Origin of the sequence: Streptomyces sp. NPDC005775, from assembly GCF_042871565.1 — a bacterium.
Classification (GTDB): Bacteria; Actinomycetota; Actinomycetes; order Streptomycetales; family Streptomycetaceae; genus Streptomyces.
The window spans coordinates 93,657-117,856 of sequence record NZ_JBIAIU010000017.1 but is presented as its reverse complement, the minus strand read 5'-3'; the positions used below and the strand labels follow the sequence as shown (position 1 = coordinate 117,856).

Here is a 24,200-nt window from a genome sequence, read left to right as displayed (position 1 = left end):
GCCCACGTGTGCCGAGCCTCCCCCGCGACCGCCTCAGTAGCCGCCGTACGGTACGTGGTCGGCCAGCGCCAGCTCGCGGACGAAGGCCCGCACCCGCAGCAGGCCGCGGGCGAGGATCCGGACGGCCCTCGGCCGGTGCCGCCCGTAGGCCACGTTCCACAGGGCGGGGACACGCGTCGAAACCTGGATGTGCGCCATGTATCCAGCTTCGCCCCACCCCCTGCGTCGGCCCAACAGATGGGTTCGCCGGCTGGGATCGCTGCCGACCGGCGCGGACGCCGGGCTGCCGTGCGTGAGTGTCCGCCGGCCGGAACCGGGGCGGACCGTGCTGCTCGTGGGCCGGGCGCACCGGCCGCGCGGCTCGGCGGAGGCGCTGCCGGGCCGGCCGGCAGCGCCTCCTGAGGCAGAAGGGCAGACGCTCCCTACGGCCGCAGCGCGCGCAGCAGCAGGTCGGCGAGGTGGTCGGCGACCTGCTGCTGGGTCAGCGGGCCGTCCGGCCGGTACCAGGTCGACAGGTGGTGGACCGAGCCGAAGTGGTAGTCGACGATCAGGTCCGCCGGGGTGGCGGTGGAGAAGACCCCGCTGCGCTGCCCCTCCTCCACGAGTGCGCGGAAGCGCTCGTGGTAGCGGCGGCGCTCCACGCGTACCTGCTTGTTCTTCTCGGGGCTCAGGTGGTGCATGGAGCGGAAGAAGATCGAGGCGTCGTCGAGGTTCTCGATGGTGGTGACGACGACGTCGGCAGCGGCTTCGCGCAGCCGCTGCTCGACGGGCGCGTCGGCGTCCGCGAAGGCGTCGAGCCGCTCCTGCTGGAGCCGCAGCACCCGGGCGTAGACCTCCTGGAGGAGGTCCTCCTTGGAGCCGAAGTAGTGGTAGAGCGCGCCCTTGGTGACCCCGGCCGCCTCGACGATCTCCTGGACCGAGGTGCGGTCGTACCCCTGCTCGGCGAAGAGCCGGGTGGCGGCGGCCAGCAGCCTCTGGGGGACGGGGGTACCGCTCCCGTCCGTCGCCTTGGCCATTGCCGCCACCTTCCTTCCGTGAGTCGCGTGGACCGGTGACCGGTCCTAGCGGGGTGAACGCAGTTCCCGCCTGAGGATCTTCCCACTTGCGGTCTTGGGAAGTTCCGTCAGGATCTCGACTTCGCGCGGATACTTGTACGCGGCGAGCCGTTCCTTGCAGTACGCACCCAATTCGCCGGGTTCGACCGCGGCGCCGGGCCGCAGACTGACGTAGGCGCGGACCGTCTCGCCGCGGTAGGGGTCGGGGACGCCGACGACGGCGGCCTCGCGCACGGCGGGGTGGGTGTACAGGACATCTTCCACCTCGCGGGGCCAGACCTTGAAGCCGGAGGCGTTGATCATGTCCTTCTTGCGGTCGACGACGTAGAGCCAGCCCTCGCGGTCCATGAAGCCGATGTCCCCGGTGCGCAGCTCGCCGTCCGGGAACGCGGCGGCGGTGGCGTCGGGCAGCCGCCAGTAGCCGGAGACGACCTGCGGGCCGCGCACCGCGATCTCGCCCTGCTCGCCGAAGGGCACGTCCGCCCCGTTCTCGTCGATGATCCGTACGACGGTGTCCGGGCCGGGCACGCCGACCGAGAGGGTGCCGGAGACCGGGTCGACGGGTGCCTCGCGCTCGGGCGGCACGGAGGCGCACGGCGCGGTGCACTCGGTGAGGCCGTAGCCGTTGCGTATGTACGGGCCGAAGCCCGCCCGGAACTTCTCGACGAGCGCGGGAGGCAGCGGTGCGCCGCCGGAGGAGATCACCTCGAAGGAGGCGAAGTGCTCGGGCGTGACGCCGGGGGTCGCGGCGAGCGCCATGAAGGCGGTCGACGGGCCGACGGTGTAGGCCGGGCGGTGCTCGGTGAAGGCGTCGAGGACGACGCCGGGGTGGAAGCGGTACGCCAGGACCAGGGTGCCCGCGTTGGCGAGACAGGCGGCCAGTTGGCAGACCATGCCGGTGATGTGGAAGAGCGGGGCGAGGGCGAAGTAGGCCGAGCCCTCGGCGATGGGGTGGCCGGTGCGCTGGCGTTCGGCGTTGACCATGATGTTGCCGTGGGAGTTCATGGCGCCCTTGGGGGTGCCGCTGGTCCCGGAGGTGTAGCTGATCAGCGCCACGTCGTCGGCGCCGAGCTCCCGGCCGGCGGGGGCCGCGAGGCCCTTGCGGGCGACGGCCACCAGATCGTCGGCGTCACCGGCGGCGGGCAGCCGCTCGAAGTTCAGCACCCGCTCGTCGTTCTTCGTCTGGAGGTCCAGCTCGCAAGTGGTGACGGCGATCCGGACGGACGGGGCACCGGCCGCGGTGTCCCGCAGATACGCCTCCCAGGCCCGGTCGGAGCAGATCAGCGCCGTGACGTCGGCGTCCTTCAGTACGTGGCCGACCTCGGCGGACTTGTACATCGGGTTGAGCGGGACGACCGTCGCCCCGGCCTTCCACGCGCCGAGCAGCGCGAGCACGAACTGCGGGGAGTTCTGCAGCATGATCGCCACCCGCTCGCCGCGCTCCAGGCCCCGGGCCGCCAGGTGCCCCGCCACGGAGTCGGAGAGCTCGTCCGTCTCGCGGTAGGTGAGGCGTCCGTCGAAGTAGGCGAGCGCCGGATGGGCGGGGGCCCGGGACGCGGACTCCCGGAAAGCGTGCACCAGGGTCTCGGCGGGGCTGACGGGCGCCCGCTGGGCCTCGCTGAGGAGGTGGAGCCAGGGCTTGGCCGCGTAGATCGAGTCGCTCATGCGCCGGTCTCCTCCCAGGTGCGCTGAAGGCGGTTCATACCGCGGAGCCAGCGATCGGTGTTCTCGGCCCGGGCCCCGTAGTACTGGGCGACCTCGGGGTGGGGCAGGACCAGGAAGCGGTCCTCGGCCATGGCGTCGAAGAGGGCGTCGGCCACGTCCTCGGGCTCGATCGCGCCGGGGGTGAGGACGAGCTTCCCGGCCGATCCGGCGGCGGTGAGCATGTCCGTACGCACGCCCTGCGGGCAGATCGCGTGGACCTTGACGCCGCGGTGGCGGTAGGTGAGGGAGAGCCACTCGGCGAAGGCGACCACGCCGTGCTTGGTGACGCTGTACGGCGCCGCGCCGATCATCGTCAGCAGTCCCGCGGCGGAGGCCGTGGAGACGAACGTGCCGCTGCCGCGCTCCAGCCAGTCCGGGAGCAGCGCCCTGGCCGCGCGGACGTGGGCCATCACGTTGACGTCCCAGGCGGCGGCCCAGACCTCCTCGTCGGCGAAGACGTCACCGGGCGAGGCGAGGCCTGCGTTGGCGCAGTAGACGTCCACGGTGCCGTCCAGCGCGTCCCGGGCGGCCCCGACCATCTGTGAGGCGTCACCGGCGACGGCGATGCCGCCGATCTCCTCGGCCAGTGCCTTGATCCGGCTCTCGTCGAGGTCGTTGACCACGACCCGTGCGCCCTCGGCGGCGAATCTGCGGGCCAGTGCGGCTCCGATGCCGCCTCCGGCTCCCGTGACCACTACGCCCGCGCCCTGCACCGTACTCATCGGTCCCGCCTCTCTCAGCCGATTGCTCCAGCAGACTAACCAGTCGGTATGTCGTCGGGGAAGGGGTGGGGGCGAGTCATCCGCCACTCGACGCACAGCCGTCCCGTCCGGCTCGTTCCCTGCGGCCGTCACGCGCGCTAGCGTGCGTGACCATGACAGACGTCGCGATCATGGAGGTAGCTGAATGAGCCTGTCCAGGCGTGGATTGCTGGCCGCCGGCGGTGCGGTCGGAGCGCTCGCGGCGACTGCCGCTTCGGCCGGGCCCGCGGCCGCCGTCCCCCAGCACGGCAAGGGGCACGGCGGTGGACACGGCCGGGTCCGCACCGGCTTCGACCGGCTGGCGGCGGACGGCTACGCGGCCCTGAAGGGGCAGCGCGTCGGCATCGTCACGAATCCCACCGGGATCACGTCCGACGTCCGGCACATCGTCGATGTGATGCACCCGGACGAGCGCGTGAACCTGATCGCCGTCTTCGGCCCCGAGCACGGCTTCCGCGGCACCGCGCAGGCGGGCGGCTCGGAGGGGCGCTACGACGACCCGGCGACCGGGCTGCCGGTCTACGACACGTACCTGAAGAGCGGGCAGGCGCTCGCCGACGTCTTCACCGCGTCGGGCGTGGACACGATCGTCTTCGACATCCAGGACGCGGGCGCCCGCTTCTACACGTACATCTGGACGCTGTACGACTGCCTGGAGGCGGCCGCCCTCGCGGGGAAGAAGTTCGTCGTGCTGGACCGGCCGAACCCGGTGACGGGGCGGGCGGCTCTCGGGCCCGTGCTCGACCCCGCGTTCGGCACCTTCGTGGGGCGTCGGGAGATCTCCCAGGCGCACGGCATGACGGTCACCGAGCTGGCGCTGCTGTTCAACTCGGAGTTCCTCGCAGAGCGTCCGGCCGAGCTGGAGATCGTGAAGATGTCGGGGTGGTCGCGGTCGGACTTCTTCGACGACACCGGGCTGCCGTGGGTGCCGCCGAGCCCCAACATGCCGACGCCCGACACCGCGCTCGTCTACTCGGGCACCTGCCTGTTCGAGGGCACCAACCTCTCCGAGGGGCGCGGCACCACGCGCCCGTTCGAACTGCTGGGGGCCGAGGGGGTCGACCACACCTGGGCGGCGGCTGCCAACGCGCTGGAGCTGCCCGGAGTGGCGTTCCGCGAGGCGTACTTCGCGCCCACGTTCTCCAAGTTCCAGGGCAGGACCGTGGGCGGGGTCCAGGTGCACGTGCTGGACCGCCAGGTCTTCGACCCGGTGCGCACCGGGATCGCGCTCCTCGTGACGGCGAAGCAGTCGTGGAGCGGGTTCGCCTGGCGGCCGGACAACTGGATCGACAAGCTCACCGGCAACACCCGGGTCCGCACGATGATCGACGCGGGCGCGGACACGGATGAGGTCGTGGGGGCGTGGGCGGCGGACCTCGCCGCGTTCCGGGCGGTGCGGAAGCGTTATCTGCAGTACCGGTGAGCTGTGCCGGGCGGGCCCGTCGGATGCGGGCCCGCCCGGCGACCGGTCATGTCCCCGGTCGCCGGACGGACTTGGACTCAGCGGTGCGCCGGGAACTCCACCACCTGCTGGTACGTCGGGCGGTTCTGCCAGTGGATCGCCTTCTGCGCGATGCCGCCCAGCGCCCGGTGGATGATCGAGTCGGTGCACCACTGGTCACCCGCCGCGCAGGTGTCGTCGGCCGGGTACACCTCGGCCGCCGGCACGGCTGCCGCCTGCTCGAGCGAGGTGAGCAGCGCCGTGCGGCAGCTGCTCAGATCGCCGTTGCCGCAGTAGGACTTGGCGAGCGGCCCCTTGACGGGCTGTCCCAGGACCTGGCGCAGGTCCTTGTCGGCGAAGCCCCACCAGCCGTACTGGAACGCGGAACCACTGTGCGCGCCACTCGGCCCGTGGCTGGCCGCCGGGGACTCGTCGGTGGCGAGGTTCGCGGTCAGCGCCCCGTACAGGTCGTCACCGAGCCCCGGCTTGAACTCCGCCTCGATCAGCCTGGGCCACCACGCGTCCATGACACGTACCGCGTCGGCGTGGTTGTACGCGTGCGAGCCCGGGCTGCTCTCCTTGCGCTGGGCGCCCGACGCCCGCCAGGAGTCCAGCTGCTGGACCACCGCGTTCAGCTCGGGGTCGGTGACCGGCTGGGAGTGGATCACCTTCAGCAGCTCGGGAAGCAGCTGCTCGCCGCGCAGATCGGTGAGCGCGGCGTCCGCCATCGCCCGGGTGAGGGAGGCGCGGGTCACGCCGCCCTCCTCGACCAGCTTCGACACCCGGTCGTCGAGCAGGTCGGCCCGGTGGACCGCGCTGAGCCCGAAGCCCGCGGAGGCGTACCCCTTCGCCTGCTTGTTGTTCCAGGAGACGTAGTAGTCCTGCCCGCTGGAGCGCGGGTGCTCCGCGAAGGGGGTGTAGGCGGCGGTGTTGCCCGCCGGGTCGTAGCCCTGCCACTCGTACGCCTTCTCGGCCTTGATGGGCAGGGCCGGATCGACGCCGGCGGCCCGGACCGGGTTCATGCCGCTGTTGTAGTAGGCGGCGGTGCGGGAGTCGGCGTAGAACCAGTTGAAGGCGTAGTCGATGTTGCTCGCCGCCCGCTGGAAGGAGGCGGCGTCGGTGACGTACGACGGGTCGTTGAGCATCTGGAAGCCGATGATCGAGTCGGCCTCGTGCCGGTAGGTGGTGCGCAGGCTCGTGTACGCGACGGGCTTGGCGCCCACCGTGGCGCGGTGGGTGACGATGCCGTAGCCGGTGCGCCAGACCTGCATCCGGTAGGAGCCCTTGGCCGTGGAGTCGGCGACGGTCGGCTTCCAGGAGTTGGTGCGCTCCAGCTTCTCCATGGCGGTGCAGGCGCCGCGGTAGAGGTAGTGCGTGGAGGCCTTGGTGGGCGTGGAGCCGTCGGGCTCGCACAGGTCGACGGCGTACGTGTCGGTGATGTCCTGGCCGGCCGAGGTGGCGCTCCAGGCGTAGTCCTGGCCGCGGCCCATCTGGATGTACATGCCGACACCGGCGAAGGAGACGCCGCGGGCGCTGATGCCGGGGCCCTGGAGTTCCTGGAGCATCATCAGCTGCGGGGCGAAGTAACCGGTCTGCGGGCCGAAGACGGCGACCGGGTTTCCGCTCGCGGTGTGCTCGCCGGAGACCAGCAGGGCGTTGGACATGCCGCGCTTCTGGGCGCCGGAGCCGGAGCCCGGGAGCGAGCCCTCGGGGATGACGCCGTCGTCGTAGATGCCCTGGGCCTTCTTGAGCGTGGCAGGGGCCTTGACGGGCGCCTTCGCGTTCGTGCCGGCGGAGCCGGTGCGGTCGTGGATCAGCGGCTCGGTGGTGACGGAGCCCGGATCGGGGAGCGCGGTCCCCACGGCCTTTTCGGGCTTGTTCGCGTACGGGAACGAGGTGCCGTCGTGGATGGTCAGCACGGCCTCGGGGTCATTGCGCTGACGGAAGGACTCCCAGACCTTCGTGCCTTCGGCGACGCCGTACTTCTGCTGGGCCGACAGCAGGGAGAGCGCCGCCTGCACCTCGCCGCCGCCACCGCCGCCGAACTGGCCGCCGACGACCGAGGCGATCGAGATCAGGTCGGTGAGCTTGAACGGCTGGATCTCACCTATGTTGGTGATCGCGTCGATCTTGCCGGTGAGGACGTACTCACCGGGGAAGTAGCGGCCCTTCTTCGACTTCTCCCGGTAGGAGTTGATGCCGTCCACGTAGGCCTGGGCGTCCGCCATCGCCTGTTCGCCGCGGGCGCCCTCATGGGTCCTGATGGAGGTGACCTGGGCCTCCAGGTCGGCCTCGGTGTACGGGGCCTGCGGCCAGAACTGCTGCTCCAGGCCCTGGTTGGCCAGGGCGCCGCCGGCGAACGAGGTCAGCTCGCCGCGTCCGATGTGGCGGAAGAGGTCCATCAGCCACAGCCGGTCCTGGCCCGCCGCGAAGCCGGCGCCGAACTCGGTCCCGTAGCGGGTGGTGCCCTTGATGTGCGGGACGCCCGACACCTTGTCGCGGGTGATGGTGACGTCGTCGCGCGGCGCGGTGACGGACTCGACCTGGTCCTTCGCGACGCCGAAGGAGGCGTCGTTGAAGAAGTCGTTCAGCTTCTGGTCGGTGAGGCCGGTGTGTCCTGCCACCAGCCCGTCGTAGCGGTCGAGCTGGTCGTCGCTGTGTGCGGGATGGGTGCCGAACGCCTTGTTGCCGAGGATCTCGACGAGGGTGGCGTTGCCGTTCTCGCCGGGCGGCAGGATGTCGTCGCACTGCCCCTGGCAGTAGTCGACGACGGGGACGGGGTCCGCCTCCGCCGCGCCCGCATGGGGTGCGGAGGCCAGCAGGGACGAGCCGAGGGCGAGGACGGCGGCGACGGTGGCGGCGCGCGTCCTGCCGGTGGGTACGGACATGCGGGTGCGTGGGGGCATGCGTGCTCCTCGGAGAGGCCGGTGCGCCGGAGGTTACCGACGGTATGACCCGTCGGTAAGGTGAACATCGGTCACCTTTTCCGAATCGCCACATACTCGGCCTGACGAGCCGTCATCTCACCTGGTGGACGAACCGACCTTTGAAGGGAGCCGATCCGGGCAGGCGTACGTCCACTCACTGACGCCGAAGTACGGGCAACGGAGTACGAGCGACGGAGGTGGCGGCGCCATGGCCGGTTTCCGGAGTCTTGCGAGACAGGTCCGCGATCCGCGGAGCGACCTGGCACTGCGGCGGTATTCGCTGCGCAAATGCCTGGAACGCTTCGCACCTTACGGTCACCGGGCGACCTGGGACCATCTGTGCGCCCGGCACGGGATGGGCCCCGAGGACCGGGCACCCGATCCGGCGCGGCTGGTGCGCGCGCTGGAGGAGCTGGAGACCGCACGGGCGGTCTGGCTCGGTTACGAGGCGGGTTTCGCCGAGCGCCGCAGGCGGGAGAAGCACGAGGGGCTGCGCCGGCCGGCCGCGTTCGACGACTGGCACCGGTGCACCTGGGGCGGCAACGGGGTCGCGCGGTGCGAGGACCCGGGGCTCCACCCGGCGGCCCCGCTCGCGGAGGTCCTGGTCCGGCTGATCTCGGCACTGGAGTCGGAGCCCGGCACCGGCTGCCCGGTGTGCGCGCAGGCCCGCATCGTGTGGCGGCAGGACCTGGACAGCGAACCGTGGTCCGGCCCCGTCTGCACGGGCTGCGGGATCGTGGTGCCGCAGCCCGTGCTCACGGCGGACGCGCTGGCGAAGGCACAACGGACCCGGCGCGGCAGCCTGGCGGCGATCGCCTGAGGCACGGAGCGACCCGCCCGGCGCGACCGCCTGGCGGCAATCACCTGAGGCACGGAGCCGCCCGCCCGGCACCCGGAGCCGCCGGGCGGGGCCACACCGGCCGGAGGCACACCGGCCGAGGCCTCATCACCTGCCCGCGGCCCTGCCCTCCGGCATCAGACGCGAGCCGCTGATCCGCTCCCCGGAGATGTCGTCCGGGTTGGAGAGGACACAGGTCTCCAACGACAGGCAGCCGCAGCCGATGCAGTCCGTGAGGTGGTCGCGCAGTCTGGCCAGCTGCCGGATCCGCTCGTCCAGCTCCGAGCGCCAGGCCTCGGAGAGCCGGGCCCAGTCGTCCCGGTTCGGGGTGCGCTCCTCCGGGAGCTCGGTCAGGGCGTCGCGGATGGTCGCCAGCGGGATGCCGACCCGTTGCGCCGCCCGGACGAAGGCGACCCGGCGCAGCGCGTCCCTGGTGTAGCGGCGCTGGTTGCCGCTCGTACGGCTGCTGCTGATCAGGCCCTTGGCCTCGTAGAAGTGCAGGGCCGAGACCGCGGCGCCGCTGCGCGCGGAGAGCTGGCCGACCGTGAGTTCGTGGAGTGTCTGTGGGATCTGGGGCACTCATCGAACCCTACGTGGCCCATTCCCCGGCGGTCCGTCGTTGACAGGAACGCACCCTCCAACCATGCTGAGCAAGCGCTTAGACATACGGTCGAGAGTGGGAAGGCAGGGACCAGGGACATGGCAGAGCCGAGGATCTTCACGTCCGCGCAGGAGCTGCGCGACGGCGTGGGCGAGCAGCTGGGGCACAGCGACTGGCTGGAGGTCGACCAGAAGAGGATCGACCTCTTCGCCGACGCCACCGGCGACCACCAGTGGATCCACGTGGACGCCGAGCGCGCCGCCGCCGGTCCGTTCGGCACGACGATCGCGCACGGCTACCTCACGCTCTCGCTGCTGCCGGCGCTCGTACCGCAGGTCATGCAGGTCGAGAACATCAAGATGGGCATCAACTACGGGACCAACAAGGTCCGCTTCCCCGCCCCCGTACCCGTGGGCTCCCGGCTGCGGGCGACGGCCGTCCTGAAGAGCGTCGAGGAGGCGGGCGGCGGCTTCCAGGTCACCGCCGTCGTCACCGTCGAGCGCGAGGGCGGCGAAAAGCCGGCGTGCGTCGCGGAGTCGGTGTCGCGCTACTACTTCTGAGCCGTACGCGGGCGTCGGCCCGGTCCCCGCGGGGACCGGGCCGGCGCCCGCGCGCAAAGGTCCCGGCCGCGGGCGGCGTCAGCGCTGGGCCGCGACCATCCGCAGCACGAGCCCGGCGTACAGCTCGCCCACCTCGTCCGGCGTGCGGCTGCCCTGCGCGTTGAACCAGCGCGCCACGTCGATGCAGAGCGAGAGCACGGCGAGCGCGGTGCCGGGCACGTCGGCGACGTCGAACTCCCCCGCCGCCACCCCCTCGCCGATGATCCGCCGCACCGCCGCATCGCTCCTGCGGCGCAGCTCGACGATCTCGGTGCGGTGCTCCTCGGCGAGCGCGTCGAGCTCGTACTGGACCACGCGTGCGGTGGTGTGGCGCTCGGCGTGCCAGCGGACGAAGGCCCGTACGGCGCCCGCGAGCCGCTCCGTGGCCGTGCCCTCGCTGTCGGCCGCCGACTCCAGAAGGGTCAGGGCCCGGTCGTGCCCGATCCTGCTGATCCGGTGGAGCAGCTCTTCCTTCGTCTTGAAGTGGATGTAGAGCGCCGCGGGGCTCATTCCGGCGCGGCCCGCGATGTCCCGGGTGGTGGTCGCGTGGTACCCGCGCTCGGCGAAGGCGTCGACGGCCGCCACGAGGAGCCGCCGGGCGGCCTCGGGCGTCACTTCGGCCCACGGCGTGTTCTCGCCGTCGGTCTCCTCCGCCGTGCTCATCGTCGGTCGCCCCTCTCAGTCAGCAGGACGAACACCATACCCCGATCCTGAGCAAGCGCTTAGAGGTCATATGGGGAGATCGTCAGAGCTTCTGGAAGGGATCGTGCTCGGCGAGGATCTTCTCCAGCCGGGCCTGGTCGACCCGGCTGATGATCTGACCGGCCTCCTGCCGGTCCCGGATCACCTTGGCCAGGGTGAAGGCGGACGTGACGAGATAGAGGACGCCGATGGCGAGGAAGCCCCGCACCCAGGCGTCGGCGTCGAGGGAGTAGATCCCGAGGGCCACCGCCCCGATCGCGACCCCGAAGGACGCGACGGCCTGGCCGTAGAAGGCGGCGGTGTTCTGCTGCTTGACCGTGGTCGTCTCACTCATGCCACCCAGCATCGGATGGTGTGGCGCACACCACATCCGTACGCGTACTCAGGCGGGTACTCAGACAGCCGTTCGGGCACGCGGGGTTCAGAAGGCGGAGACCCCCGTCAGGGCGCGGCCGATGATCAGCTTCTGGATCTGGCTGGTGCCCTCGTAGAGCGTCATCACCCGGGCATCGCGAAGCAGCTTGCCGACCGGGTACTCGTCGATGTAGCCGTAGCCGCCGAAGACCTGGACGGCGTTGTTCGCGGCACGGACGGCGGCCTCGGAGGCGAAGAGCTTCGCCCGGGAGGCGGCGGTCGCGAAGTCCTGCCCCCGGTCGATCAGATCGGCCACCCGCCAGGTGAGCAGGCGGGCCGCCTCCACGTCCACGGAGATGTCGCTGATGAGCTCCTGGACGAGCTGGTAGCTCGCTATGGACTTGCCGAACTGCTCGCGCTCCCCCGCGTACCCCACCGCCGCGTCCAGGGCGGCCTGAGCGATGCCGACGCAGCCGGCCGCGACGGACATCCGCCCCTTCGCCAGCGCGGACATGGCGAGGGAGAAGCCCTTGCCCTCCGGGCCCATGAGGGCGGCGGCGGGGACGCGGACGTCCTCCAGGACCAGTTCGGCGGTGGCCTGGCCGCGCAGACCGAGCTTGCCGTGGATGGTGCGCCGGGTGAGTCCGGGGGTGTCGGTGGGCACCAGGAAGGCGGACACGCCCCGGTGACCGGGGGTGTCGTTGGTGCGCGCGAAGAGGAGCACCACATCGGCCCAGGTGCCGTTGGTGATGAACATCTTGCTGCCGTTGATGACGTAGTCCCCGCCGTCCCGGACCGCCCTCGTCGTCAGGTTCCCGGCGTCCGATCCCGTGCCGGGCTCGGTGAGGCCGAAGCAGCCGAGCGCGTCGCCGGACGTCAGCCGCGGCAGCCACTGCCGCTTCTGGTCCTCGTCGCCCCACGCGGCGATGGTCTTGGCGACCAGACCGAGCGAGACCGAGACGATGCCGCGTACCGACGAATCCCCGCGGCCGAGCTCCTCGGTCACCAGGCAGTACGCGAGGTGGTCGCCGCCCGAGCCGCCGTACTCCTCGGGGACCGTCAGACCGAGGAAGCCGAGGGCGCCCAGCTTCTTCACGATCGACTTGTCGACGTTCTCGGCCCGGTCCCAGGCGGCGGCGTGCGGCGTGACGTCACGGGCCACGAAGTCCTTGGCGAGCCGCTGGACGGCTTCCTGCTCCTCGCTGAGCTCCAGGTTCATCCTTCGACCCTCACTTTAATTAGCACTGCTAGTTTTAGGGGTGCAGGGCCTACTATGTGCCGCATGGCCCGCCCGCGCAAGCCCCTCCTCAGCAGAGACCGCATCGTCGAGACGGCGAGCGCCCTCGTGGACGCCGAGGGGCTCGACGCCGTCTCGACCCGCCGCCTGGCGGCCGAGCTCGGAGTCAGCGGGCCGTCGCTCTACAACCACTTCCGCAACAAGGACGAGATCCTGGACGCGGTCGCCGACGCCGTCTCCGCACAGGTCGATCTGTCGATGTTCGACGAGTCCGACGCACGTGACTGGCGGGCCGCGCTGCACGACTGGGCCGTCTCCTACCGTGCGGCGCTCGCCGCGCATCCGCACATCGTCCCGGTGCTCGCCCAGGGCCCCGGCCGGCGCCCGGCCGGGCTGCGGGTCGCCGACGCGGTCTTCGGCGCCATGGTCCGCGCGGGCTGGCCGCCCGCCCAGGCCACCTACATCGGCGCGCTGATGCGCTACTTCATCACCGGCTCGGCCCTCGGCTCGTTCGCCCGGGGCTTCGTCGACGACGAGACGGCATACGACCCGGCCGACTATCCGCACCTGGGTCAGGCGCACCTGCTGGCGGAGCGCCGCCAGCAGGTCGACGAGGGGGCCTTCGAGACGGGCCTGCGGGCACTGATCGACGGACTCGCCCTCCAGTACGCCCCTCCCGCGCAGGGCGTGCGGTAGCGCGCTGCGCGGCCCACGACAATTCGGTGGGCACCGGACCGTCCTGGGCCTACGGTCGGGCTCATGACGACGTCCCCTCCCTCCGCCGCACCCCCGCGCTCCCCCGACCGGCGGGCCACGGCCGCCGCCTGCACCACCGTGGTGCTGTGGGCCTCCGCCTTCGTCTCCATCCGCAGCGCGGGCGAGGCGTACTCCCCCGGCGCGCTGGCCCTCGGGCGGCTGCTGGCCGGCTCCCTGGCGCTCGGCACCCTCCTGCTCGTACGCCGGGAGGGTCTGCCGTCGCGGGCGGCCTGGCCGGGGATCCTCTGGTCCGGGCTGCTGTGGTTCGGCCTCTACATGGTGGTGCTCAACTGGGGTGAGCAGCAGGTGGACGCGGGCACGGCCGCGATGGTCGTGAACATCGGGCCCCTGCTGATCGCCCTGCTCGGCGCCCGGCTGCTCGGTGAGGGACTGCCGCGCCGGCTGCTGCTGGGCATGGGCGTGTCCTTCGCGGGCGCCGCGGTGGTCGGGCTCTCCATGTCGGGCCACGGAAGTTCCTCGGTACTGGGTGTGCTGCTCTGCCTGCTGGCGGCGGTGGCGTACGCGGGCGGAGTCGTGGGCCAGAAGCCGGCGCTCCGGCACGGCTCGGCGCTCCAGATCACCACCTTCGGCTGCCTGGTCGGCACCGTGGCGTGTCTGCCGTTCGCCGGTGCGCTGATCTCGGACGCGGCCGACGCCCCGGTGTCGGCCACCCTGAACATGGTCTACCTGGGCATCTTCCCGACCGCGCTGGCCTTCACCACCTGGGCCTACGCGCTCGCCCGCACCACGGCGGGGCGGATGGGCGCCACCACCTACGCGGTGCCCGCACTCGTGGTGCTGATGTCGTGGCTCCTGCTGGACGAGGTGCCCGCGCTGCTCACCGTCGCCGGCGGGCTGCTCTGTCTGGCCGGAGTGGCGGTGTCCCGGATGCGTCCGCAGACTGGTGCGACGCTCAATCATCCGGCCCCTCCGGTGGAAGGACCCCCTCATGACGCGAAGCGCCAAGCAGCGGACCGGCCGTAGAAAGGCTAAGGGGGCCGGCGATCCGGCCCCCGTGACACCCCGGGGACGGGCCCGTGACGCCTGGCGCGAGGACTATCCGTACGCCAAAAAGCTGGGCCGCAAGGCGTACGACACGTCCAAGCGTGCCCTGCAGATAGAGCTGCTCAAGCTCCAGCACTGGATCAAGGAGCACGACGAACGGCTGGTCATCCTCTTCGAGGGGCGGGACGCCGCCGGCAAGGGCGGCACCATCAAGCGGTTCACCGAGCACCTCAACCCCCGTGGTGCGCGGGTGGTGGCGCTGGAGAAGCCCACCGAACGCGAGCGTTCCCAGTGGTACTTCCAGCGGTACGTGGCGCATCTGCCGGCCGCCGGGGAGATCGTGATGTTCGACCGGTCCTGGTACAACCGGGCCGGTGTGGAGCGGGTGATGAACTTCTGCTCGACGCCCGAGTACCTCGAATTCATGCACCAGACACCCGGGTTCGAGCGGATGCTCGCCCGTGACGGCATCCACCTGGTGAAGTTCTGGTTCTCCGTCTCGCGCGACGAGCAGCGCAACCGGTTCATGAGCCGGCAGACCGATCCGGTACGGCAGTGGAAGCTGAGCCCGGTCGACCTCGCGTCTCTCGACAAGTGGGACGCGTACACCGAGGCCAAGGAGCTGATGCTCTTCCACACGGACACGGCGGACGCTCCCTGGACCGTGGTGAAGAGCAACGACAAGAAGCGGGCCCGGCTGGAGGCGATCCGGCACGTCCTGCACCGCTTCGACTACCCGGACAAGGACGCGACGGTGGCCGGGGAGCCGGACCCGCTGGTCGTGGGCCCGGCCTCCCGGCTCTTCGAGCAGGGCGAGACGGAGGCCCGCATACTCACCACCGGCCGGTCGGAGGCCGGGCAGGAGAATGACTAGAAGACCACCAGGGCCCGGCCGCCCTTGCCGGCGATCATGTTGTCGAAAGCCGCCGGAATGCCGTCCAGCGCGATCCGTTCGGTGACCATCATCGAGAGGTCGAAGCGGCCCTCCCGGATGTGGTCGGCCAGCACCGGAAGATCGCGGGCAGGGTCGCTGTTGCCGTACACACAACCGGTGAGGGACCTGCCCCAGTGGAAGATCTCCAGGGCGTTGAACGTCACCTGCTGGTCCTTGCCGCCGATGCCGACGACCGTGGTGCGGCCGCCTCGGCGGGTGGACTCCCAGGCGCTGCGGATGGTGGCGGCCCGGCCGACGCACTCGACGGCCACGTCCGCGCCCTGTCCTCCGGTGAGCCCCCGGATCTCGCGGGGCGTGGTGGCGGAGGCGATCACGTAGTCCGTGGCACCTGCCCGGCGGGCGAGGTCCTCCTTCTCCGGGGAGACATCCACCGCGATGATCTTGGACGCGCCCGCGATCCGGGCGGCCTGGAGCACGGCGAGACCGACGCCGCCGATACCGAACACCACGACGGACTCGCCGGCGCGGACCTGGGCGCTGTGGTGGATCGCCCCGTACCCCGTCAGTACGGCGCAGCCGAGCAGGGCCGCGTCGGTGAGCGGGATGCCGTCCGGGGCGGGCAGGACGCAGTTCGCGGCGACCACCGTCTCCTGCGCGAAGGCGGCGACGTTCAGGCCGGGGTGCAGTTCGGTGCCGTCGGCGGTGTGGGCGTGGATGTTCGCCGCCCCGGCCAGGGCGTTGACGCACAGCCAGACCTCGCCGATGCCGCAGTGGTGGCAGCTGCCGCAGGAGGGCGCCCAGTTGAGGACGACGTCGTCCCCCGGGGCGAGGTGCCCGACGCCCTCGCCCACCGAGACGACGGTGCCCGCGCCCTCGTGGCCGAGGACCGCGGGGACGGGCAGCCGCATGGTGCCGTTGGACAGCGAGAGGTCGGAGTGGCAGACGCCGGCGGCGGCGAGACGGACGCGGACCTGGCCGGGGCCGGGCTCGGGCAGGGCGATGTCGGTGATCTCCAGCGGAGCTCCGACGGCGGACAGTACGGCGGCGCGGACCACGGACTGGCTCCTTGCTGATCGGGGGTGCGGAAGAGCAGAGCGGTTCAGAACTGGAGGGACTTGGTCTGGAGGTACTCGGCGAGACCGTGCGCACCGAGTTCGCGGCCGACGCCGGACTGCTTGTAACCGCCGAAGGGGGCGAGCGGGTTGAAGCGGCCGCCGTTGATGTCGACCTGGCCGGTGTCCATCCGGCGGGCGAAGGCGACGGCCTCCGCGTCGTCGGCGGCCCAGACGGCGCCCGCGAGCCCGTACACGGTGCCGTTGGCGATGCGCAGCGCGTCCGCCTCGTCCTCGTACTTCAGGATCGAGACGACCGGGCCGAAGATCTCCTCCCGGGCGATGGCCATCTCGGGGGTGACGTCGGCGAACACGGTGGGGCTGACGTAGTAACCGGTGGCGAGCGGGGCTTCGGGGCCGCCGGCCACGACGCGGGCGCCCTCCTCGATGCCCTTCTCGATGTAACCGCGCACCCGGGCCTGCTGCTTCGCGTTGACGAGCGGACCGACCCGCTCGCCGGGTACGTACTTGGCGACGGCCGCGGCGGCGAGGGCGACGGCCTCCTCGTACCGTCCGGCGTCCACCAGCATCCGGGTCCAGGCGCTGCACGTCTGGCCGGAGTTGGACATCACGTTGGCGATGCCGACGTTGACCGCCCTGGCCAGATCGGCCGAGGGCAGGATGACGTTGGCGGACTTGCCGCCGAGCTCCAGCGCGACGCGCTTCACGGCGCCGCCCGCCGTGGCGCCGATCCGCCGGCCGACAGCGGTGGAGCCGGTGAAGGAGACCAGGTCGACGTCCTCGTGCTCGGCGAGTGCCTGTCCGGCGACCGGGCCCAGGCCGGTGACCAGGTTGAAGACACCGGCGGGCAGCCCGGCTTCCCCGATGGCCTCGGCGAAGAGCTGCGCGGTGAGCGGAGTGTCCTCGGCGGGCTTGAGGACGACGGTGCAGCCGGCGGCGAGCGCGGGGGCCACCTTGGCGACGATCTGGTGCAGCGGGTAGTTCCACGGGGTGATCGCGCCGACCACGCCCACGGGCTCCAGGAAGACGGTGGAGTTGCCGTGGCGTTCCTCGAAGGCATACGCGGCGGTCAGCTCGGCGTACGAACCGGCGACCAGCACCGGCACGCCCGCGTGCACCATCTGCGACAGCGGCAGCGGCGAGCCCAGTTCGGCGGTGACCGTCTCGGCGATCTCGTCCTTGCGGGCGGCCAGCACGTCGCGCAGCGCGCCGATCCGGGCGGCCCGTTCGGCGGGCGGGGTCGCGGCCCAGCCGGGGAAGGCCGCGCGGGCGGCGCGTACGGCGGCGTCGACGTCCTCGGCCGTGCCGGCCGGGACGTGGGCGATGACCTGTTCGTCCGCGGGGTTCACCACCGCGATGGTGTCCGTTCCGGCGGCGGGCCGCCACGCGCCGCCGATGTACATACCGTCATGGGCCTTCATGGCTGTTCCTCCCGGACGCGGTGACGGACGAGGTCGTCCGCGCCCTAAACTAGCGCCGTTAGTTTTCTGGCGCCAGAGACGTCCGTCACGTGCCGGGGCCCGTCCGCCGCCCATGGCCTCGGTGAGGCCGTCGGGGAGGCGGGCGGCGGACGGGCCCGTGCCGCCGCTCTACACCTCCAGGCCCGGGACGTCCCTGGGGAGGGGGCAGATCCGGCGGCCCTGGTGGTCGAAGACGTACAGGTGCGCGAGGTCGACCAGGAGCGGGACCTGGCCGCCGGTGCGCAGCCGCATGTCGGGACCGGTGCGGACGACGAGGTCGCTGGAGGTGACCGCGGGGCGGTCGGGGCTGTGCACGCCGGCCGGGAGCGGCTCGGACCCCGGATGGTCGAGGACGGCCACGGGGGCGCCGGACTGACCGGTGGCGCGTTCCTTGAGGCGCTCCAGGACGCGGGCCCCTCCCTGGCCGCCCCGGCGCCTGCGCACGCCGCCCCGGTCCGGGCGGGCCGATTCGAGGTCCGGCACCACGGCGGGCTGTGAGCCGGTGTTGAGGTGCACGAGCGCTTCGTGCCCCTGGTACTCGACGTGCTCGACGATGCCGCTGAGCGCGACCTCGCCGGGGCGGGCCTGGCTGGGCGGGGCGATCCTGACCGCCTCGGAGCGCAGCCCGACGATGATGCGCCGGCCCTGCTGGATCCGCAGCAACTGATGGTCGGGGCTGAGGGGTTCGGGCAGCGGGAGACGCTGGCGGCCGAGGTCGATCGACATCCGCCCCTCCAGCGGCGCGTGGACGACGGCCTGCAGCAGGTTGATCCGCGGGGTGCCGATGAAGGCGGCGACGAACACGTTCTCCGGCAGGGAGTACACCTCTCGCGGCGGGCTGACCTGCTGGAGCACTCCCCCGCGCATGACGGCGACCCGGTGGCCCAGGGACATCGCCTCGGCCTGGTCGTGCGTCACGTAGACCGTGGTGACGCCGAGTTCCTTGGTGAGCAGGGATATCTCGGCCCGCAGGTGGTTGCGGAGCTTCGCGTCGAGGTTGGAGAGCGGCTCGTCCATGAGGAAGGCCGAGGGCTGGCGCGAAATCGCCCGGCCCATCGCGACCCGCTGGCGCTCACCGCCGGAGAGCTGGCCGGGGAAGCGGTCCAGGACGCTCTCGATGCCGAGCATCCGGGCCGTGTTCTCGATGCGCTCGTTGTGGTCCTGGCGCGGGTTCTCCAGCTTCAGCGGGAAGCCGATGTTGGCCCGGTTGGTCATCGTCGGGTAGAGCGCGAAGTTCTGGAAGACCATGGCCATGCCGCGTTCGCGGGGGGTCAGGTGGTTGGCCTCTTCACCGTCGAGCAGGATCTCGCCCTCGGTGACGTCCTCCAGGCCGGCGATCATGCGGAGCACGGTCGACTTGCCGCACCCCGAAGGGCCCAGCAGGACGACGAACTCGCCCGGGTCGATGGAGAGCGAGAGGTGGTCGACGGCACGCGCGGAGCGTCCGTAGGCCTTGCTTACGTTGTTCAGTGTGATGGCGCGAGTCATGTGGTTCCGCCCGGGAGGATGAAGGTGGAGCGGTGGGGAGCGGCAGCAGTGGCCTGAAATTAACCCACTGCGGAGGGTGAGGGAATGACTCGCGCAAAGGTTGCACCGTACTGGGGGTGCGGGGACGTAAGTGTCAGGCGGGATTCCGGTTGAGTCCGGCCCGCGTCGGGCCGTCCTCGGGAACGGCCGGATCCGGATCAGGGGCCCGGTCCCGGCGCCGGGCGCGGCCGCCATCGCCGCGGGCGCCCAGGCCCGCCGCCGCGACGAGCAGCGCGCCGAGCATGACGAACGGGGCCGCGGTGCCCGCCACTCCGGCGACGAGCCCCGCGGCCGCCGGTGTCGCCACCTGGCCGAGCCGGTTGCCGGTCAGCCGCAGGGCGAGTGCGGTCGAGCGTGCGGCCGCCGGGGCGGCCTGGACCACCGTGGTCATCGACAGGGGCTGACCGGCCCCGAGGCAGAAGCCGAGGACGGCGAGCATCGCGGCGAGCGCCCACAGGGGGACCGGGAGGGCGATACCGGCGCAGAGCGCTCCGGCCAGCAGGCAGGTCGAGGCCAGCAGGGCCGCCCGGCCCATCAGCCGGAGCATCGGGGTCATCACCAGCCGGCAGGCGATGGTGGCGGCCGCACGCAGGCTCAGCAGCATGCCGACCGTGGCGGGGGCGATGCCGCGGTGTTCGCCGACGACGGGCAGATACGCGGTGAGGATGTCGGTCGCGGAGAGCACCGCGAGGCTGATGAAGATCCCGGCCGGGACGCCCCGGGTGCGCAGGATGCTGCCGACGGGCACCTTGGCGCCCGGCGCCTCACCGCGGCGCGCGGGGGCCCTCCGGTGCTCGATGCGCCGGAGGGAGGCGAGGGAGACGGCGGCGACGGCCGCCGCGACGGTCAGGGCGAGGGCGCTGGTACGGCCCATGGCGCCGTCGCGCTCGGAGATCAGGTACCCGGCCGCGATCGGGCCGATGAGCTGGCCGAGGGAGGCGCCGATGGTGAAGTGGCCGAAGTTGCGGTCCTGTTCGGCCGGGGCGGACTGGCGGGCGACGATCGACTGGGCGCCGATCACGAAGCTGAGGTGGCCGAGCCCCATGACTCCGCTCCAGGCGGCCATCGCGGTCAGCGAACCCGCCCGGCCGCTGAGCGCGCAGCCCCCGGCGATCAGGACGACGCCGACGGGCAGCAGGGGTGCGCATCTGCCGTGGTCCGTACGGCGTCCCAGCGGTACGGCGGCGAAGAGCGGCAGGAGCGCGTACACCCCGGTGATCACACCGATCGCGCGCTCGTCCGCACCGAGCGCCAGGGCCCGGTAGGAGACGGCGGGCCGCGCCATCGACACCGCCCCCTGCGCGAAGGCGAAGGCGATGACGAGGCGCAGCAGCCAGCTCCGGCCGGGCCGGATGGGAGCTGTCATGGATCAGATGATCCCGAACAGGAGTCCCGCGCCGAGCACCACCAGGGAGGTGATCGCGGCCCATTTGACGGTGAAGCGGGTGTGGTCGCCGAACTCGACCTTGGCCATGCCGACGAGGACGTAGACGGCGGGCACCAGCGGGGAGGACATGTGCAGGGGCTGGCCGACCAGGGAGGCGCGGGCGATCTCCAGCGGGGAGACGCCATGGGCGGCGCCGGCCTCGGCGAGCACGGGCACGACTCCGAAGTAGAAGCCGTCGTTGGACATGAAGTAGGTGAGCGGGATGCTCAGCACGCCGGTGACGAGGGCCATGTGCGGTCCCATGCCCTGCGGGATCGCGCCGACGAGCCAGTCGGCCATGTGGTCGACCATGCCCGTGCCGGTGAGCACGCCGGTGAATACGGCGGCGGCGAAGACCATGCCGGAGACGTTGAGGACGTTGTCGGCGTGGGCCGCGATGCGGGCCCGCTGGTCGGGCATGTGGGGGAAGTTGACCGTGAGGGCGAGGGCGGCGCCGAGGAGGAAGAGCACCGGGATCGGCATCACTTCCATGATCATCGCGGTGAGCAGGGCGATGGTGAGCGCCGCGTTGAACCAGTAGAGCTTCGGGCGAAGGGTGGCGCGGTGGGGGTCGAGGCCCTTGAAGCCCTCGTCGGCCCCGTCGTCGGCGGTCCCGGAGTCCGTGCCGGCCCCGCCGGTGCTCCTGTGCGGCCGGTCGCCGCCGCCCGCGGTCACGAGGACCTGCTCCGACTCCGTCACCCGTGCCTCGTCGGGGGCGAGAGTGAGCGTGCCCAGCCGCTTGCGCTCGCGTCGGCCGAGGACCACGGCCAGCAGGATCACCGCGAGGAGTCCGACACCGAGCGCCGGGATCATGGGGACGAAGATGTCGCCCGCGTCGAGCTTGAGGGCGGTGGCGGCGCGGGCCGTGGGGCCGCCCCAGGGGAGGGTGTTCATGACGCCGTTCGCCGTGGCGGCGACCCCGGTCATCACGACCAGGCTCATCTTCAGGCGCTTGTAGAGCGGATACATCGCCGAGACGGTGATCATGAAGGTGGTGGAGCCGTCACCGTCCAGTGAGACGATCGCGGCGAGCACCGCCGTACCCACGACGATCCGCATGGGGTCGGCCTTGCAGAACCGCAGGATGCCCCGGACGATCGGGTCGAAGAGGCCGACGTCGATCATCACGCCGAAGTAGACGATCGCGAACATCAGCATGGCGGCGGTCGGCGCCAGGTTGCCGACGCCTTCGATGACGTAGTCGCCGAGATGCGCGCCCTTGCCGACGGCTACGCAGAAGAGGGCAGGGATCAGGACGAGCGCCGCGATCGGCGACATCTTCTTCATCATGATCAGGACCAGGAAGGTCGCGATCATGGCGAAGCCGAGGATGGTCAGCATGTGGATACCTAACGTTCACCTTTGAACTCCCACCGGACCGGCGGTTCGGATGACGTTAGGACGCGCCACAGGGCGTTAACAAGACGTTGACATGCGAGCAATACGAGCAAAACCCCAGGTCAACGCGAGGGTGCCACGGTGACGGGGATGGCGTTGAGCACGGCGGTGCCGGAGAGCGGGTCGAGGCGGCTGCCGTCGAGGAGCTGGTTGACGTTGACACCGGGCTGCTCGGCGGCGACGGACATCCTGGTGCCGGGGCGGTGGTGCCCCCAGCCGTGCGGCAGGCTCACCACGCCGGTCCGCACGCTGTCGGTGACCTCGACGGGCACCGTGAGTTCGCCGCCGTCCGCGGTGACCGTGGCGGGCGCGCCGTCTTCCAGTCCGAGGCGTTCCGCGTCCTCGGGGTGGATCTGGAGGGTGCAGACGTTCGAGCCCCCGCGGAGTGCGGCGACGTTGTGCAGCCAGCTGTTGTTGGAGCGGAGATGGCGGCGGCCGATGAGGACGAGCGCCTCGGGGTCGGTACGGCCCTGGAGGGCGCGCCGCAGCCTCGGCAGATCGGCGGCGATCGGGGCGGGGAACAGTTCGACGCGCCCGCTGCGGGTGGTGAGGACCTCCGGGACGCGGGGAGCGAGCGGGCCGAGGTCGATGCCGTGGGGGTGGGCGAGCAGCCGCTCCAGGCTCAGCCCCTCCGGGTCGGCGCCGAAGCCCTCGCCGTACGGGCCGAGGCGGAGCATCAGGTCGAGGCGACGCTCCGTCCCGCCGCGGCCGGTGAGCGCGGCGGAGATGTCGGCGGGGGCCCGGCCGTGCACGGGCGAGAGCGGGTCGGCGACCGCCTTGCCGAGGGCCCGGTCGATGATCATGGCGTCCACGGTGTCCGGCTCCGCCCCGTGCGTCCCGGAGACGGCGAGGACGAGCCGGGCGAGGATCTCGGCCTCGTCCATCCGGTCGTCGTCCAGGGGCAGGGCGGGGCGGGTGTAGCGGACCTGGTTGCGCACGGCCAGGGTGTTGAACGCGAAGTCGAAGTGGGCGCTCTGCGAGGGCGGCGGAGGAGGAAGCACCACGTCCGCGTGGCGGGAGGTCTCGTTGAGGTAGGGGTCGACGCTCACCATGAAGTCGAGCCCGCCGGCCAGCGCACCGTCGAGCCGGTCGCCGTCGGGCGCGGAGAGCACGGGGTTCGCCGCGAGGACGATCAGGGCGCGGATCCGCCCCTCGCCGGGCGTCGTGATCTCCTCGGCCAGTGCGGAGATGGGCAGTTCGCCCTTGGCCTCGGGGTGCCCGGAGACCCGGCTCGCCCAGCGGCCGAGGGCGAATCCCTTCCCGGGGGCGGCGGGGCGCGGGGCACGGGCGGTCGCGGAGAGCGGGAAGAGGGCGCCGCCGGGGCGGTCGAGGTTGCCGGTGAGGACGTTGAGGACGTCGACGAGCCAGCTGGCGAGGGTGCCGTGCTCCACGGTGCAGCTGCCGATGCGGCCGTACACGGCGGCGGAGGGGGCGGCCGCGAGTTCCCGGGCGAGGGTGCGGATGGTCGCGGCGTCCACGTCGCAGGCCGCGGCGACGGCCTCCGGCGTGAAGTCACGCACCGCGTCGGCGACTTCGCCGACCCCCTCGACGTGGTCGGCGAGCGCGCCGGGGTCGGTGAGCTTCTCCTCGAACAGGACGTGCGTCATCGCGGCGAGCAGGAGGGCGTCGGTGCCGGGCCGGATGGCCACGTGCCGGTCGGCGAGGCGTGCGGTGCGGGTGCGGCGCGGGTCGACGACGGTGAGGGTGCCGCCGCGGCGGCGCAGGGCCTTGAGCCTGCCGGGGAAGTCGGGGGCGGTGCAGAGGCTGCCGTTGGATTCGAGGGGGTTGGCGCCGAGCATCAGCAGGTGGTCGGTGTGGTCGAGGTCCGGCACGGGGATGGTGTTCGGATCTCCGAAGAGCAGTCCGCTGGAGACGTGCTTGGGCATCTGGTCCAGGGTGCTCGCGGTGAACAGCGCCCGGGTCCGCAGCGCGGCGAGCAGGGCGGGCGGGTAGAGCGCGCCGGCCATGGTGTGCACGTTGGGGTTGCCGAGGACGACGCCGACCGCCTGCGGGCCGTGTTCTCGTGCGATCTCCGGCAGGGCGCGGGCGATCGCGTCGAACGCCTCGCCCCAGCTCGCCTCCGTCAGGACGTCGTCCTTGCGGACGAGGGGGGTGCGCAGCCGGTCGGGATCCTCGTCCAGCCCGCCGATCGACGCGCCCTTGGGGCAGATGAAGCCCTTGCTGAACACGTCCTCCCGGTCGCCGCGGGCGCCGGTGACCCTGGTCCCCTCGATGGTGAGGGTGAGCCCGCAGGTGGCCTCGCAGAGGGGACAGATGCGCAGGGCGGTGCGGGAGCTGCTGGGGTCGTGCGGCATGGGGCCCTCCCGGGGCGGCGGCAGCGGTGGCGCGGACATGCGCAAGCACGGGCGAGCATACCGACCGGTACGCATGCTGGGGAGGCGTGCGGCGAAGAAGGTTGCTCCGAGGCCGGGCCCGGAGCC

21 protein-coding genes are annotated in these 24,200 nt (G+C 71.8%); 6 read left to right on the top strand and 15 right to left on the bottom strand.

The genetic code is table 11. The features are described from left to right. Positions 1 to 33: 33 nt before the first annotated feature. The 4 genes from ACFYPA_RS32125 to ACFYPA_RS32110 all read right to left on the bottom strand — a co-directional run bounded on the left by ACFYPA_RS32125 (position 34) and on the right by ACFYPA_RS32110 (position 3,481). On the bottom strand, positions 34 to 198 hold the full coding sequence (locus ACFYPA_RS32125; protein WP_359085992.1) for a hypothetical protein: 165 nt from the start codon (positions 196 to 198) through the stop codon (positions 34 to 36). Between the two features lie 224 nt (positions 199 to 422). Beyond that, positions 423 to 1,016 carry a TetR/AcrR family transcriptional regulator gene (locus ACFYPA_RS32120; RefSeq protein WP_352123909.1) on the bottom strand — a complete coding sequence of 198 codons (594 nt, stop codon included), beginning with the start codon at positions 1,014 to 1,016 and terminating at the stop codon, positions 423 to 425. A 45-nt stretch (positions 1,017 to 1,061) separates the two neighbouring features. Further along, on the bottom strand, positions 1,062 to 2,720 hold the full coding sequence (locus ACFYPA_RS32115) for a class I adenylate-forming enzyme family protein (protein WP_389135880.1): 1,659 nt from the start codon (positions 2,718 to 2,720) through the stop codon (positions 1,062 to 1,064). Next, positions 2,717 to 3,481, bottom strand: a complete 765-nt coding sequence (locus ACFYPA_RS32110; protein ID WP_389135878.1) for an SDR family oxidoreductase — start codon at positions 3,479 to 3,481, stop codon at positions 2,717 to 2,719. Before ACFYPA_RS32110 ends, ACFYPA_RS32115 begins: the two co-directional genes overlap by 4 nt. 184 nt (positions 3,482 to 3,665) lie before the next feature. Here ACFYPA_RS32110 and ACFYPA_RS32105 point away from each other — a divergent pair, with 184 nt between their 5' ends. After that, entirely contained in the window at positions 3,666 to 4,943 is a 1,278-nt protein-coding gene (locus tag ACFYPA_RS32105; RefSeq protein ID WP_389135876.1) for an exo-beta-N-acetylmuramidase NamZ domain-containing protein, read from the top strand. A gap of 77 nt (positions 4,944 to 5,020) precedes the next feature. Here the strand turns inward: ACFYPA_RS32105 and ACFYPA_RS32100 are convergent, their stop codons facing one another. Further along, positions 5,021 to 7,867: a penicillin acylase family protein gene (locus ACFYPA_RS32100; protein ID WP_389135873.1), complete on the bottom strand. Its 2,847-nt coding sequence runs from the start codon at positions 7,865 to 7,867 to the stop codon at positions 5,021 to 5,023. Positions 7,868 to 8,096: 229 nt separating this feature from the next. Here ACFYPA_RS32100 and ACFYPA_RS32095 point away from each other — a divergent pair, with 229 nt between their 5' ends. Continuing rightward, positions 8,097 to 8,708 (top strand): hypothetical protein, encoded by a 612-nt coding sequence (locus ACFYPA_RS32095; protein ID WP_359085997.1) that lies wholly within the window; start codon positions 8,097 to 8,099, stop codon positions 8,706 to 8,708. Positions 8,709 to 8,834: 126 nt separating this feature from the next. Here ACFYPA_RS32095 and soxR read toward each other — a convergent pair whose 3' ends face one another. Further along, complete coding sequence (soxR, locus tag ACFYPA_RS32090) at positions 8,835 to 9,305, bottom strand: redox-sensitive transcriptional activator SoxR (RefSeq protein WP_359085998.1); 471 nt, start codon at positions 9,303 to 9,305, stop codon at positions 8,835 to 8,837. 120 nt (positions 9,306 to 9,425) lie between these two features. Between soxR and ACFYPA_RS32085 the strand changes: the two genes are divergently transcribed. Then, the gene (locus ACFYPA_RS32085; RefSeq protein WP_359085999.1) at positions 9,426 to 9,887 is read left to right on the top strand and encodes a MaoC family dehydratase; all 462 of its coding nucleotides are present in this window, start codon (positions 9,426 to 9,428) and stop codon (positions 9,885 to 9,887) included. A 78-nt stretch (positions 9,888 to 9,965) separates the two neighbouring features. On the opposite strand, the gene ACFYPA_RS32080 is transcribed toward ACFYPA_RS32085, so the two are convergent. From ACFYPA_RS32080 to ACFYPA_RS32070, 3 genes are all read right to left on the bottom strand, one after another. After that, on the bottom strand, positions 9,966 to 10,589 hold the full coding sequence (locus ACFYPA_RS32080; RefSeq protein WP_359085525.1) for a TetR/AcrR family transcriptional regulator: 624 nt from the start codon (positions 10,587 to 10,589) through the stop codon (positions 9,966 to 9,968). 82 nt (positions 10,590 to 10,671) lie between these two features. Then, positions 10,672 to 10,962, bottom strand: a complete 291-nt coding sequence (locus tag ACFYPA_RS32075) for a YiaA/YiaB family inner membrane protein (protein ID WP_389135870.1) — start codon at positions 10,960 to 10,962, stop codon at positions 10,672 to 10,674. A gap of 87 nt (positions 10,963 to 11,049) precedes the next feature. Then, positions 11,050 to 12,201, bottom strand: a complete 1,152-nt coding sequence (locus ACFYPA_RS32070) for an acyl-CoA dehydrogenase family protein (protein ID WP_359315906.1) — start codon at positions 12,199 to 12,201, stop codon at positions 11,050 to 11,052. A gap of 63 nt (positions 12,202 to 12,264) precedes the next feature. On the opposite strand from ACFYPA_RS32070, the gene ACFYPA_RS32065 reads away from it, so the two are divergent. The 3 genes from ACFYPA_RS32065 (at position 12,265) to ppk2 (ending at position 14,854) form a co-directional block, all read left to right on the top strand. Then, a complete protein-coding gene (locus ACFYPA_RS32065) occupies positions 12,265 to 12,915 on the top strand; it encodes a TetR/AcrR family transcriptional regulator C-terminal domain-containing protein (protein ID WP_359315903.1) in 651 nt (216 codons plus the stop codon). Positions 12,916 to 12,978: 63 nt separating this feature from the next. Then, positions 12,979 to 13,959, top strand: coding sequence for a DMT family transporter (locus ACFYPA_RS32060; RefSeq protein WP_389135867.1), 981 nt, complete (start codon positions 12,979 to 12,981; stop codon positions 13,957 to 13,959). Next, positions 13,925 to 14,854 carry a polyphosphate kinase 2 gene (ppk2, locus tag ACFYPA_RS32055; protein ID WP_359085530.1) on the top strand — a complete coding sequence of 310 codons (930 nt, stop codon included), beginning with the start codon at positions 13,925 to 13,927 and terminating at the stop codon, positions 14,852 to 14,854. The genes ACFYPA_RS32060 and ppk2 overlap by 35 nt, the downstream gene beginning before the upstream one ends. Here ppk2 and ACFYPA_RS32050 read toward each other — a convergent pair. The 6 genes from ACFYPA_RS32050 to ACFYPA_RS32025 all read right to left on the bottom strand — a co-directional run bounded on the left by ACFYPA_RS32050 (position 14,851) and on the right by ACFYPA_RS32025 (position 24,074). Continuing rightward, positions 14,851 to 15,930 carry a Zn-dependent alcohol dehydrogenase gene (locus tag ACFYPA_RS32050; RefSeq protein WP_359085531.1) on the bottom strand — a complete coding sequence of 360 codons (1,080 nt, stop codon included), beginning with the start codon at positions 15,928 to 15,930 and terminating at the stop codon, positions 14,851 to 14,853. The genes ppk2 and ACFYPA_RS32050 overlap by 4 nt on opposite strands. Before the next feature lie 44 nt (positions 15,931 to 15,974). Continuing rightward, the gene (locus ACFYPA_RS32045; RefSeq protein WP_389135864.1) at positions 15,975 to 17,369 is read right to left on the bottom strand and encodes an aldehyde dehydrogenase family protein; all 1,395 of its coding nucleotides are present in this window, start codon (positions 17,367 to 17,369) and stop codon (positions 15,975 to 15,977) included. 168 nt (positions 17,370 to 17,537) lie between these two features. Then, entirely contained in the window at positions 17,538 to 18,896 is a 1,359-nt protein-coding gene (locus ACFYPA_RS32040) for an ABC transporter ATP-binding protein (RefSeq protein WP_359085533.1), read from the bottom strand. A 133-nt stretch (positions 18,897 to 19,029) separates the two neighbouring features. Further along, positions 19,030 to 20,301: an MFS transporter gene (locus ACFYPA_RS32035; protein ID WP_389135861.1), complete on the bottom strand. Its 1,272-nt coding sequence runs from the start codon at positions 20,299 to 20,301 to the stop codon at positions 19,030 to 19,032. A gap of 3 nt (positions 20,302 to 20,304) precedes the next feature. Continuing rightward, the gene (locus ACFYPA_RS32030; RefSeq protein ID WP_359315889.1) at positions 20,305 to 21,702 is read right to left on the bottom strand and encodes a citrate:proton symporter; all 1,398 of its coding nucleotides are present in this window, start codon (positions 21,700 to 21,702) and stop codon (positions 20,305 to 20,307) included. A 119-nt stretch (positions 21,703 to 21,821) separates the two neighbouring features. Continuing rightward, positions 21,822 to 24,074 carry a molybdopterin-dependent oxidoreductase gene (locus tag ACFYPA_RS32025; RefSeq protein WP_389135858.1) on the bottom strand — a complete coding sequence of 751 codons (2,253 nt, stop codon included), beginning with the start codon at positions 24,072 to 24,074 and terminating at the stop codon, positions 21,822 to 21,824. Positions 24,075 to 24,200 lie beyond the last annotated feature (126 nt).